The 12,492-nt window shown below is 68.5% G+C and carries 9 protein-coding genes; 5 read left to right on the top strand and 4 right to left on the bottom strand.

Annotation, left to right across the window (positions count from 1 at the left end):
• Nucleotides 1–78: 78 nt before the first annotated feature.
• Nucleotides 79–966 carry a polysaccharide deacetylase family protein gene (locus HF526_RS06120; protein ID WP_169380274.1) on the bottom strand — a complete coding sequence of 296 codons (888 nt, stop codon included), beginning with the start codon at nucleotides 964–966 and terminating at the stop codon, nucleotides 79–81.
• 11 nt (nucleotides 967–977) lie between these two features.
• Nucleotides 978–1,667, bottom strand: a complete 690-nt coding sequence (locus HF526_RS06115; protein WP_169380273.1) for an isochorismatase family protein — start codon at nucleotides 1,665–1,667, stop codon at nucleotides 978–980.
• A gap of 869 nt (nucleotides 1,668–2,536) precedes the next feature.
• Between HF526_RS06115 and HF526_RS06110 the strand changes: the two genes are divergently transcribed.
• From HF526_RS06110 to HF526_RS06090, 5 genes are all read left to right on the top strand, one after another.
• Nucleotides 2,537–4,255 carry a PucR family transcriptional regulator gene (locus HF526_RS06110; protein WP_211176827.1) on the top strand — a complete coding sequence of 573 codons (1,719 nt, stop codon included), beginning with the start codon at nucleotides 2,537–2,539 and terminating at the stop codon, nucleotides 4,253–4,255.
• 1,032 nt (nucleotides 4,256–5,287) lie between these two features.
• Complete coding sequence (locus tag HF526_RS06105) at nucleotides 5,288–6,685, top strand: amidohydrolase family protein (protein ID WP_211176826.1); 1,398 nt, start codon at nucleotides 5,288–5,290, stop codon at nucleotides 6,683–6,685.
• A 66-nt stretch (nucleotides 6,686–6,751) separates the two neighbouring features.
• Nucleotides 6,752–7,621 carry an FAD binding domain-containing protein gene (locus HF526_RS06100; RefSeq protein ID WP_169380271.1) on the top strand — a complete coding sequence of 290 codons (870 nt, stop codon included), beginning with the start codon at nucleotides 6,752–6,754 and terminating at the stop codon, nucleotides 7,619–7,621.
• Between the two features lie 129 nt (nucleotides 7,622–7,750).
• On the top strand, nucleotides 7,751–8,206 hold the full coding sequence (locus HF526_RS06095) for a 2Fe-2S iron-sulfur cluster-binding protein (protein ID WP_338051325.1): 456 nt from the start codon (nucleotides 7,751–7,753) through the stop codon (nucleotides 8,204–8,206).
• Between the two features lies 1 nt (nucleotide 8,207).
• Nucleotides 8,208–10,532: a xanthine dehydrogenase family protein molybdopterin-binding subunit gene (locus tag HF526_RS06090; RefSeq protein WP_169380269.1), complete on the top strand. Its 2,325-nt coding sequence runs from the start codon at nucleotides 8,208–8,210 to the stop codon at nucleotides 10,530–10,532.
• A gap of 28 nt (nucleotides 10,533–10,560) precedes the next feature.
• Here the strand turns inward: HF526_RS06090 and HF526_RS06085 are convergent, their stop codons facing one another.
• Together HF526_RS06085 and HF526_RS06080 are read right to left on the bottom strand one after the other, a co-directional pair.
• Nucleotides 10,561–10,710 (bottom strand): hypothetical protein, encoded by a 150-nt coding sequence (locus HF526_RS06085; RefSeq protein WP_169380268.1) that lies wholly within the window; start codon nucleotides 10,708–10,710, stop codon nucleotides 10,561–10,563.
• A 411-nt stretch (nucleotides 10,711–11,121) separates the two neighbouring features.
• Nucleotides 11,122–12,480 (bottom strand): LLM class flavin-dependent oxidoreductase, encoded by a 1,359-nt coding sequence (locus HF526_RS06080; RefSeq protein ID WP_239028350.1) that lies wholly within the window; start codon nucleotides 12,478–12,480, stop codon nucleotides 11,122–11,124.
• Nucleotides 12,481–12,492 lie beyond the last annotated feature (12 nt).

Raw genomic sequence — 12,492 nt, 5'->3', positions numbered from 1 at the left:
ACCGCACCCGCGATGCCCGGCCCGGACCCTGCCCAAGCGCTGTCTCCTGCGCCGGAACCGCCTGTTCATTCGGGCGCGTCACGGTGTCACCACCCGCTCCGCCGGGAAAGCCGCGGCGCAAGGCGATGCGTCCGGGTGCAGGAGCGCATAGGCATCCGCGATCTCCGACCCGGTCGCCAACCAGACGTCGTCATGGTCCCGGATATGCTGCAGCACCTCGTCGACCGCGCCGATTCGGTGCGGCATCCCGGAGAGGTAGGGATGGAGGGCAAGCGCGAACACCAGCGCGGTGCGGGCCGATTCCGCGTACAGCACATCGAACTGGCGTTTGGCCAGCGCCACGAACTCCGGCGGGGTGAGCCCGGCGCGGTCGTAGGCGGGCTTGTCGTTGGTCTCGACCGAGTACGGCACGGACAGGATCGCCCCGGCCTCGACCGGGATCGGGAACGGCTGGTCGTCGCAGACGTGGTCAGCGACGTACACCACACCCTCGGCGACCAGGTGCGTCAGCGTGTCCGGGGTCTCGAGCAGGCCGGGACTGAGCCACCCCCTCGGCCGGATGCCGGTGACCGACTCCAGCGTTCCCAGGCTCTCGCCGATCAGCTTTCGCTCCTGGTCGGGCGGGTAACAGGGCAGTCGCCGGTTGTTGACCTGGCCGTGCCCCATCAGTTCCCATCCCTCGCCGACCAGTTGCCGCGTCAGCTCGGGATAGCGCACCGCGAATCCGGCGTTCATCGCGGCCGTCGCGCGGATCCCGTACTCGGCGAGTACCGCCCGCAGCCGGCCGAGCCCGACCCGGTTGCCGTACTCGCGGGTGGCCAGCCCGGCGGTGTCACCGGCGGGGCCGCCCGCAGTCAACGGCAGCTCGGGGGCGAAAACCTCCACGTTCGGCACCACCCACACCGCGAGCCGGGCGCCGTTCGGCCACTGCCACGGGGACCGCGCCTCGAGCGGTTTCGCCGCCATCCCGTGAACGCTCACCGGAGGTGCCCGCGCAGCTCGGCCAACGTCATCACGTCGGTGTATTTGTGGTGCAGGTCGAACAGGCTCACCTGGTGGCTCAACTCCGAACGATCGAAAACCGCGTTCTCGACGACCACCGTGTGGAACCCGTGCGAGTAGGCGTCGACCGCCGAGGCGCGCACGCAGCCGCTGGTCGTCTGACCGCAGATCAACAGCGTGTCGACCGCCAGCTCGCGCAGTACGTCGGCCAGTTCCGTGCCAAAGAACGCGCTGGCTCGCCGCTTGCGCACCACGACGTCGGCCGCCGTTGGCCGGAACTCCGGGTGGAAGGCGAAGTCGGTCGCAGAGCGGGGCTGCGCGTCCCGTTCCCGGCGGAGGGTGGGCCTGGTGCGCGCGTCGTCAGGGTTGTCGGTGAGCGCGGCGGCGCTGTAGAGCACCGGGCAGCCGGCCGCGCGTACGGTGTCGAGCAGCTCGTGCAGCACCGGCACGGCGCGCCAGGCGAAGGGCCCGCAGGAGCGCGGATTCACCCGTGCCGCGTCGGCCAGTGAGCCGGGCCCGGAGGGGAACGCGCTGACGAACAGGTCGACGGCCAGCAGGGCAGGCCGTCCGACGACCTTGGTCTCGCGTCGGTACGGCGCGTACACCTGGAGGGTCTCGGCGGGGACGACCCCACGCCAGCAATGGTCCTCGAAGTCGATCGACATAATCAATCGGTCCTCCCGTGCCGGTCCACTCTGACTGACAGTAAAATGGTAAGACCACTATGCCCGTGGAATTGTGAGTGCCCGCGCAGTTCGGTGTCAACCGTGGAACGTGCGCCGGACGTGCGCAGCGGCCTCTGAAGATGCGCTCCGCCGTGACCGAGCTACTGCTGCAGCGACAGCGGCAGCCGGCGGCGGCAGATCGGGGTGCAGGCGAGCGTGAGCAGTGCCGAGAAGTGGCCTCGGTGCAGGTAACGACGGCAGCGTGGGTGGTCGCAGCCCTTGTCGGCGTGCAGTTTGCCCGGTCACCGCCGGGGCGCCCGGGTTGTTCGCTCCATGGTTGCCCTCGCCGCCACGAACACCAGCGAGGAGGTGGTCACGCAACCCGAGCTCGTCCCGGCATGGTGGGCGCCAGCGCTGAAGTGCGTCCCCGCCGAGTCACGACGGGGCCTGCATCACCAGGTATTGCAGACGAATCCTCGAACTGGGCACACCCGGTGCCAGCCCATACGCAAGACGCGCCCCATCCGCTGTCAGCAGGGTGAGCACCCGGGTCCGGGCGGCGTCGCTTCCAGGACGCTCGCGCACCGACTTGTAGATCGCGATGGGGGAGGCTCGAGGATGTGCGCACGCCGCGGCGCATCCTCAAGCAGGTCCTGGAGATCATGGGCGACGCCGGCCAGCAGGGCGTCAAGGAGTCCGGCGCCGAGGTGTTCCGCAACGTTGCGCATTGTGCGTGTGATCGGCAGGCCATCACCTCTTGGGACAGCAGCGGCGGCCGATCACGAGCTTGTCTGCCGACGGCGGCTAGGGCACTATCCGCCTGACGGCAGGCAAAGTTGCCAACAAGTGGGTGATCCAGCATCAATAATGTGCCGAAAGGGTCTGTCTACGGCCTGCCGCTGCAAGAAGTGCTCAAGGTCGACAGCCTGCAGGGCTCGACCGTACTCAGCGGCGCTTCGGGGCTCCTGCGCATGGTCAGTCGACTCAATGTCATGGAAGTTCCGGACATCCTCCCGTGGGTCAAACCGCACGAATTGCTGCTGACCACAGGGTTTCCGCTGCTGCATGCTGATTCCGTCCAGCCGGTGCAGACGGGCCGGGGGGGACCCGTCCGGGGGGAGACGGACCATATGGCCCAGCTCGTCGCCGAGTTCCACGAACGCGGAGTCTGCGCGCTGGCCGTCAAATCGGGCCGCTACCTCTTGGACATCCCGGCCACGGCCCTGGAGGCCTCGGACCGGCTCGGGTTTCCGGTGCTGAGCCTGCCCGCGGACGTCGCCTTCGACGACGTGCTCGCGGACGTCTTCGCCGCGCTACTGGACCACCAGGCTGAGACCCTCGCGATAGCTCATGACCTGCAGCGCAGCCTCGAGACCGTCCTCTTCGCCGGCGGCGGCCTGGCAGAGGTCACCGACGAGGTGGCGCGGCTGCTGGACGTCGCGGTCCTCATCACCGCACCCGATGGTCAGGTGCAAGCAACGGGTGGCGATGAGGCTCGTCGATCGGCCTTGACGGCCCTTCCGGTGTTCGACGCGACCGGCCGCCTTCGGACCGAGGAACTTGCCGTCGGCATCCTGCACCAGCAAGGACCTGGCTCGGGCGAGTTGGCTGTCGTGCCCGTGCACGGCGGCGGACTCAACCACGGGTACATCGTCGCCCACAGCGTCACCGGGCAGCTGTCCGAGATCGGTGTGCATGCTCTGGAAAGGGTCGCGACGGTGGTCGCGCTACTGATCACCCGACAGCAGGCCGTGGCAGCGGTGGAGAGCAAGTACCGGGGCGATTTCCTCCGGGATGCCCTGACCGGCCGCGCCGGCGAGCCGCAGCAGGTGGCCGCGCACTTCGCCACGCTCGGATGGGACATCGATCGGCCGCTCGTTGTGGCGGTGGCCGAGCTCGAGCCCGACAACGACACCGGCTCCGGCCTGCACACCACCCTGCCGGTGCGGTCCTATCAGGACCGCCTCGCCGCGGCATGGCAGCAGGTGGTGCGCAGCCGCGACAGCAAGGCCCCGGTCGTCGGCTTCAGTCAGGAGATCATCACGTTGATCCCGGTGTCCGGAACTGCCGCCGAGGTGGAGGCCACCGTCGCCGGCATCGTCACCGAAGTCGCCAGGGACCGGGCGGCCGGCCGGCGGTCGTTCTCCGTCGGAGTCAGCCGGGTTGTTCCCGACCCGGCGACCGCACCCGAGGCCCTGACCACCGCCTACCAGCAGGCGCGCAAATCAGTGGCCATCGGGCGGCGGATCCACGGTCCAGGCTCGGTCACCCACTTCGGCGGTCTCGGGGTGCATCGCCTGTTGTCTCTCGTACCCGACCCGGCGGAGTTGCGATCCTTCGCCGAGGAGGTTCTCGGCAAGCTCGCCGGTGACGAGCCGGAGGCCCTCGATCTGCGGATGACGTTGCAGGCCCTGCTGGACAACAGCTTGAACGTCGCCGAAACCGCCCGCTCCCTGCACTTCCACTACAACACGCTCCGCTATCGGATCAGGAAGCTCGAACGGATGCTCGGCCCCTTCATCGGCGACCCCACGCTGCGGCTCGACATCACGCTGGCCTTGCAGGTGGTAGAGATGCGTGGGCTGTAGAACGTGGACAGACGCGCTCCCCACCCCCGTCGTCGGCAGCTGTTGCCAGATATCCACGTCCGAATTGAGCGACAATGCGCAGTGCTGGGGCATCCGCCAGTTCCTCACGTTCCACGGGACGACCCGGACCGTATGTGGGTCCGGTGAGAGCACAGGCAGCGTGACGACAGGCGACAGCATGGACCGTGTGCCGACCTCGGCGAGCAGCCATCCGGAGCGCACCGCTCACCGTTAACGGCACACACGCAACGTCGTGGTGACCGTGCGACGGCTGTTGCCGGACTGCCGACGCCATGACCTGCAGCTGACCGGCACCCGCGTGGGGTGCGAGCACGGCGTGTGCTGCGCGTGCTGCCGGATGACGAACCCGGTGCGAAGCCGCCCGGTAGTAGCTGTCTCCGCCCACGGCCACGTGGTCACCACGGTTGAGGGCACTCGCGCCGCCGGACCGGGGCCTGTCCGCAGCCTTTCGATCACCTCGCGGACTGCAAGATGACCGTGATCCGCAAGAACGTCGATGTCCTGACGACTGAGGCCACGACCCCTTCCGCTTCGTCCGGTGCAGCGTTTCAGCCCTCGTCAGGCTCAGCCGGCAGGCTTGACCGGAATGAAGATCCGGCACATGTGCAGGTGACGCCCCAGTCACCCGAGCTTCTGGCTGGAGTGACTGGGCAGGTCGTCCGCAATGACCACGATCGGGGCCGCACGATGCTCCGCTGCAGCAGCTGGTTCAGCCTGCCGTTACGCGTGCGCACCAAGCAGGCCCGCACGCGCACCGCGGCGAGTGTGAAAAGCTGCCGAAACCGCGATGAGTCTTGTGTCACCATGGCATAACGCAACGTCTCGTGTGGGCCGCTAGGGTGGCAACACGCTGAACCGGAGAAGTCCGGGCGGACGCAACAAGACGAGACGTCAGCGCAGGCAGTCCCGATAACTTCCAATGCTCCGGACACGCGGCCCAACCACGTCGGAGGCTTGTCGATGACATCTGCTCACACTCGCCCATCCGCGGAGTCGCCCGGGTCAGCTCCCGTGACCGTGCTGTCCGGCGGCACCGTGGTGACGATGGACCCACGCCGCCGGGTGCTCGAGGACGGCGCAGTGGCGTTCTCGCCGGCCTCCGGGTACCTGCTCGCGGTCGGGCCTTCGACGCAGTTGCGTGCCGACTACCCGACAGCGGAGCTCGTGGACTGCACCGGCCGGATCGTCCTACCTGGATTCGTGAACACCCACACCCACCTGTTCCAGACTTTGCTGAAGGGACTCGGCGACGATCGAGCGCTCGCGGACTGGTTCACGGCCATGACCGGCCCCTCCGCGGTGGAGCTCACCGAGGAGGACTGTTACGCCGCCGCGCTGCATGGCTGCGCCGAGGCGTTGACCACCGGGACCACGACACTGGTCGACTTCATGTACGTGCACCCGCGCCCGGGGCTCGGGGACGCGGTAGTGGCGGCGATGGAGGAGGTGGGCATACGCGCCGTCATGGCGCGTGGCTACGTCACGGCCGGAGCCGACGTGGGCGTGCCGGCAGAGCTGGTGCAGACGCTTGATGGTGCGCTCGCCGACGCGCAGCGGCTCATCGACCGCTGGAACCGACCAGGCTCACGCGTGCGAATCGGCCTTGCTCCCTGCATGAGCTGGACGGTGGACGCAGCAACACTCCGCGAGACCCGGGCGCTCGCCGATGCGACCGCAGCGCTGGTCACCATGCACCTCGCCGAGTCACCATTCGACATCACCGAGGCGCAGCGCCGATTCGGGATGCGCGACGTACCCTTCGCCGCCACTACCGGGCTGCTCGGCCCGGACCTACTCGCGGTGCACTGCGTGCAGTGCGACGAGCACGACATCGACCTGCTCGCCACACACGACGCGAAGGTCTCGCACAATCCGTGCAGCAACCTCTACCTGGGCTCAGGCATCGCCCCGATCCCACAGATGCAGCGCCGCGGTATCACCGTCGGCCTGGCCTCCGACGGGCCGGCCTCGAGCTCGAACCACTCGATGCTGCAGGCGATGAAGTTCGCCGCGCTGATCCACAAGGGCGCACTGCGCGATGCCGAGATCATGACGGCAGAGAAGGCCCTGGAGATGGCAACCATCGACGGGGCTGCGGCGCTGGGCATGCAGGACGTGATCGGCTCGCTAGAACCGGGAAAGCGGGCCGACGTCGTCGTGGCAGAGTTGTCGAGCCTGTGCCTCACCCCGCTGCACCAGCCGGTGTCGGCGCTGGTCTACAGCGCACGCGGGGACGAGGTGGACCGCGTGTACGTCGATGGTCAGCTGGTGGTACGCGGCGGCGCACCGGTACTGGTGAACCCCTCGGAGGTCATGCAGCGCTCCGCAGCCGCGGCGAGCGCGCTGACGCACCGGGCGGGAACCGCCGCGCTGGCCAGGCGGCCCTGGCGTTCGATGATCGTCTCTTGACCGGGAGCTATCGACAGACCAGCACAGTGCACGTCTTGGAGCGATACGCATCGGGAGGTTCTGAGTGTGAAGCCGGCGCCGTACGACTACTACGACCCAACAACCGTCCAGGAAGCGATCGGGCTGCTCGACGAGTTCGGTGACGAGGCGAAACTGCTGGCCGGCGGCCAGAGCCTCGTCCCCATGCTGAACTTCCGGCTGGCCAGGCCGAGTCAGCTGGTCGACATCAACAACGTGACCGAATTGGACTACGTGCGGCGCGACGACGGTGTACTCGTCATCGGTGCGCTGACACGTCATCGCAGCCTCGAGCAGTCCGAACTCGCCGACGGCGCATGGGCGCTGCTGCCCGAGGCGCTGCACAACGTCGGGCACGTGCACATCCGCAACCGTGGCACCGTCGGCGGGAGTCTCGCCCACGCCGATCCCGCCGCCGAGCTCCCTGCGGCGGTCAGCGCGCTCGGCGGCCGCATGGTGCTGCGCGGCCAGGAGGGCGAGCGTGAGGTCACCGCGGAAGCGTTCTTCGAGGGCTTCTTCACCACGGCGCTCGCGCCGAACGAGATCTTGACCGAGGTCCGGATCCCCGCTTGGCCGGCCAGGAGCGGAGCTGCGTTCCTCGAAGTAAGCCGGCGGCACGGCGACTTCGCCCAGGTTGGCGTCGCCGCAGCGATCGCTCTCGGTGACGACGGGCGAGTGACCCAAGGTGGGCTCTGCCTCGCCGGCGTGAGCGGCGAGCCGGTCTGCGCAACCGCCGCGATCGACGGGCTCATCGGCCAGCAGCCCACCGCACAGCTGATCCGGGAACTCACCGAGGAGTTCGTCGCCGGACTCACACCGCCGTCCGACCTCCACGGTTCGGCGGACTACCGCCGCCAGCTCGCCCGGCACCTCGTCCCTCGGGCCCTCGACGAGTCCGTCTGCCGGGCCCTGACCTGACCTGAGTCCCCGACGGCGTGATCATCAACCGGGCCGCCGTAATCCAGACATGGAGGCACCATGAGCAGGACGCTAGACGAGCAAGCGGCGGGCGCGGGCGCGGCGTCGACGACCGAGAGGTCGATCGTCGTGACGGTGAATGGCGTGCGTTTCGAACGGACCGTCTCCGTCCGCACGTCACTGGTCGACTTCGTGCGGGAGGATCTTCGCCTCACCGGCTCGCACGTCGGCTGTGAGCACGGCGTGTGTGGGGCGTGCACCATTCTGGTGGACGGCGAGCCGATCCGGGCGTGCCTCATGCTCGCGGTCCAGGCCGATGGCAAGAATGTGATGACCGTTGAGGGTCTGGCGGACGAGCGCGACGAGCTGCACCCCATCCAGCAGGCGTTCTGGGAGAACCACGGCCTGCAGTGTGGGTTCTGCACCCCGGGCATCCTGCTGACGACGTACGACTTCCTGCAGCAGAAGAAGGACCCCACGAGCTGCGAGATCCGCGAAGCGCTATCAGGCAACGTCTGCCGGTGCACCGGCTACCAGAACATCGTGCGATCGGTCCAAGCGGCCGACACGGATTGGGAGCGCTGAGATGGGCGTGAAGATGGTGGGCGCTCGCGTCAAGAGGGTCGAGGACCCCCGCCTGCTGCGAGGCGAGGGAGCGTTCGTCGACGACATCGACATCCCCGGCGTCCTTCACATGGCCGTCCTGCGTAGCCCGCATGCACACGCCCGAGTGCTGTCGGTTGACGTGGGCCCGGCCCGCGGGCTCCGCGGTGTCGTGGATGCGTTCTCAGCCGCCGACCTGGGGCCAGCCCCAGCCCCGATCCCGGTGCTGTTCCCGGTGGAAACATCTCGCGACACGCCACAGTACGCGCTCGCCCGTGATGTCGTCCGGTACGTCGGCGAGGGTGTCGCGGTCGTGGTCGCGGAGAGCCGGCACGTCGCCGAGGACGCGCTGGAGCTGATCGAGGTCGAGTACGAGGTACTCGACGCCGTGGTCGACCCCGTCGCCGCGATCGAGCCGGGAGCGCCTGCGCTGCACGCGGCCGCCCCGGACAACGTGGGCGCCCGCCTCGTCTACGCCGTCGGTGACGTCGACTCGGCGTTCGAGACGGCCGACCGTGTCGTCGGGGACCGCCTGGACATGCAGCGCTACACCGGAATTCCGCTCGAGACCCGCGGCGTTGCGGCGACCCGCGACGCCGTCACGGGTGAGCTGACGATCTGGGCGTCCAACCAGTGGCCGCACACCCTGCGCGGGATCGTGGCCGGCATGCTGGGCATGCCCGAACGGTCGGTACGAGTGATTACACCCGACGTAGGCGGCGGCTTCGGGACGAAGGCCGAAGTCTATCCCGAGGATGTCCTGGTCCCGTTCGCCGCGAGCAGGCTCGACCGACCGGTGAAGTGGATCGAGGACCGCAACGAGCACTTCCTCACCCTCGTTCATTCGCGGGAACAGATCCACGAGCTGGAGTTCGCGATGACGAACGACGGGAGGATCACCGGCCTGCGTGCGCGCCTGATCACCGACATCGGTGCCTACCAGCGGACCCTCGCCGTGATCAACTCGTCGCTGGCCGGCACCAGCATCGCCGGCATCTACGACATCCCCAACGTGCACGTCGAAGTCATCTGCGCCGCGACCAACAAGAGCCCGGCGTCGCCCTACCGCGGCGCCGGCGCACCCGAAGCGGCATTCGCCCGGGAACGCCTGATCGACATCGCCGCGCGGGAACTGGGCATCGACCGCGCCGACCTGCGCCGTCGCAACCTGATCAAGCCCGAGCAGATGCCTTACGACACGGGCATGGCCTCGGTCGAGGCAGCGGTGGTCCTCGACAGCGGCGACTTCCCTGCCGCGCTCGACGAGGCGCTGAAGATGGTCGACTACGACGGATTCGCTGAGAGGCAGCGCACCGCGCGCGCGGACGGTCGGCTGATCGGGCTCGGGATCTGCGTCTACCACCAGCTCTCAGGCACCGGGCCGTTCGAGGGCGCCAGCGTCAGGGTCGATCCTTCAGGCCAGGTGACCGTGAACTCCGGTGCGGCGCCACAGGGCCAAGGCACGGCGACCATGCTCGCCCAGATCGTCGCGGACGAACTCCAGGTCGACCACAGGTCGATCAAGGTCGTGTTCGGCGACACCGGCCGGATCGGCTTCGGCGTCGGCACGTTCGCCAGCCGCAACGCCGTGATGTCCGGGACTTCCGTGCTGATGGCGGCGACGAAGGTGCGCGAGAAGGCGATGGAACTCGCGGCGCACCTGCTGGAGGCCAACGTCAACGACCTCGAGCTCGAAGAAGGCTACGTCCAAGTCAAGGGCAGCCCACAATCCAAGCTGAGCCTCACCGAAATCGCCGCGGCGGCCGCGCCGGGCGGCAGCCGTCCGCCGGGCATGGAGCCGGACCTGGAGTCGGTGCAGTACTTCGAAAACCACGCCGCGCCGTACTCCTTCGGTATCCACATCGCCGAGGTCGAGGTCGACCGCAACACCGGGTTGGTCGAGATCTCTCGGTACGTCGTCGTCAACGACGCCGGCGTGATCATCAATCCGATGGTGGCCGAAGGGCAGATCGCGGGCGGTGTCGCGCAGGGTCTCGGTGGCGCGCTGATGGAGGAACTCGTCTACGACGCGCAGGGACAGCCGCAGTCGGCGTCCTTCATGGACTACATCGTTCCAGGAAGTCTCGACGTCCCGGAGATCGAGGTCGGGCACCTGCACAGCCCGTCACCGCTGAACCCGCTGGGAGTCAAAGGAATGGGCGAGGGCGGGGCCATCGGCGGTCACAGCGCCATCGCCAACGCCGTGGCGGACGCGATCGAGCACCTCGGCGTGCGGGTCACGAAGACCCCGCTCAAGCCGTCCGTCGTCTGGGAGCTGATGGAAGCGGCTGGCCAACAGAGACCGTGAGTGCGACATCCCTGTCGGCGCCACTGATTCATCGACCGGTTCGGTCCCGCACCACCAGGCGGGACGAGCAGGTCGGGGAGCACACCGCCGTCGCGGTGCCGATCGACCAGCCGGTGCCGCCGGCCGGTACGGCGTAGACGAGCACGCCACGGCTGGTGATCTCAGCGCTGTGCAGCACGACAAGCAGCCGGCGGGGCCCGGCCGGCGACAACGAGCCGAGCCCCGTCGCTGTCTCCGCTGCAGACTGTACGGTGCGTTGGGCACGCGGACCGGGAGTGCGCAAATCGGATCGAACGGGAGGCCACAGCAGCCGTCGGAGACCTGTCCACTGTGCTCGTCGGACGACTGACGTCACCATGGACCCCTGTCAGGGGCGCTACCCTTGGCCCACCGAAGGGCCCTCTGCACCTTGGACAGCCCGAACCGCCCGGCATGGGGAACCAGCTGTCTGCTTGATCACCCGTGGGCTGAGCGCACGGGCGACCAGGGACGTGACGTCACTGCTGGCCCTTCATCGGCCTGCAAGCCAGGACGACGAGCAAAGCCTGGGTGACCACGCCCTCGGCTCGCATCGAGATGCACCATGGCCTCAGTTGCGTGCCGCCGGCCGCGAGAGGCCGAGGTGCTGGCGCAGTGTCGTTCCCTCGTAGTCGGCGCGGAAGACCCCCCGCTGCTGCAGGATCGGAACGACCATCCGCACGAACTCCTCGAAGGCACCGGGGAGATGCGTGGCGGCCAGGACGAATCCGTCGCACGCCTGGCCGTCGAACCACTCTTGCATCTGGTCGGCGACGCGGTCGGCCGTCCCGACGAACCGTGGGCCCTGGAGGAGGGTCGCGCGGTGCGCGGCCAGGTCGCGGACCGTCAGCTCGTCACGGCCGAGATGCCGCCGCACCCCCTCGGCCAGTCCCCGGATGCCCGAACTGCTGTCGATCATCGCCTCGGTGACCGGGTCATCAAGGCCGTGTCGGGCGAAGTCGTAGTTGAGCACCTCGGACAGCAGGGTCAGCGACGCGACGGGGTGCACGTAGCTGTCCAGGAACAGCCGCTCCTTCTCCTCGGCGATCGCCTGGGTCTCCCCGACGACGGCGTAGGCCATAGGCAGCAGCTTGACGTCGTCGGGGTTCCGGCCGGCGGCGGCGATACGGTCCTTCTGGTCACGGTAGTGCTGCTGCGCGACCGCCAGACCGGGATCGGCCGTGAAGATCAGGTCGGCCCACTCGGCGGCGAACTCACGGCCGCGACCGGACGAGCCGGCCTGCAGGATCGCGGGCCTGCCCTGGGGAGTGCGCGGCACCGTCAGCGGGCCCCGCACCCGGAACCACTTGCCCTCGTGGTTGACCTCACGCACTTTGCCCGGGTCGGCGAACACGCCGCTGTCCCGGTTCATGACCAGCGCATCGTCGTCCCAGGAATCCCATAACGCGACCACCGCCTCGAGAAACTCCTGGGCGCGGTCGTAGCGCTCGTCGTGACCGAGGTGCGTCTCGAGTCCGAAGTTCTGCGCCTCCGAGTCGTTGACGGAGGTGACAACGTTCCAGGCCGCGCGCCCGCCGGAGAGGTGATCCAGGGTGGCGAAGGTGCGGGCGACGTGGAACGGGTCGTAGTAGGTCGTCGAGTACGTCGCGCCGACGCCGATTCGGCTGGTGGCGCCGATGATCCCGCCCAGCACCGCGGCGAGGTCGAGCTTGATCGGGCGCGCGCCGTACCGCACGGCCTCGGCCACCGAGCCGCCGTAGACACCGGGCATGGCGAGTCGGTCGTCGAAGAAGACGAGGTCGAACTTCCCTCGTTCGAGGGTTCGGGCGATGCGGGTGTAGTAGCCGAGGTCGAGGAACGACAATTCGGCCGAGGGGTAGCGCCAGGATCCGGAGTAGACGGTCACGTTGCCGGCCTGCATGAAGCCGACCAGGGTCATCTGCCGCTGACGGCCGGGAATCGTCGTCATCGACGCTCCTCT

Origin of the sequence: Pseudonocardia acidicola (genome assembly GCF_012911935.1) — a bacterium.
Taxonomy (GTDB): domain Bacteria; phylum Actinomycetota; class Actinomycetes; order Mycobacteriales; family Pseudonocardiaceae; genus Pseudonocardia; species Pseudonocardia acidicola.
The sequence above is the reverse complement of the archived record's forward strand: the minus strand, read 5'-3'. Positions and strand labels throughout refer to the sequence as shown.

Bases quoted from the DNA above. Each gene is read 5' to 3' on its own strand.
- HF526_RS06090 (WP_169380269.1), top strand. From the start codon at position 8,208: ATGGGCGTGAAGATGGTGGGCGCTCGCGTCAAGAGGGTCGAGGACCCC.
- HF526_RS06120 (WP_169380274.1), bottom strand. From the start codon at position 966: ATGGCGGCGAAACCGCTCGAGGCGCGGTCCCCGTGGCAGTGGCCGAAC.
- HF526_RS06115 (WP_169380273.1), bottom strand. From the start codon at position 1,667: ATGTCGATCGACTTCGAGGACCATTGCTGGCGTGGGGTCGTCCCCGCC.
- HF526_RS06080 (WP_239028350.1), bottom strand. From the start codon at position 12,480: ATGACGACGATTCCCGGCCGTCAGCGGCAGATGACCCTGGTCGGCTTC.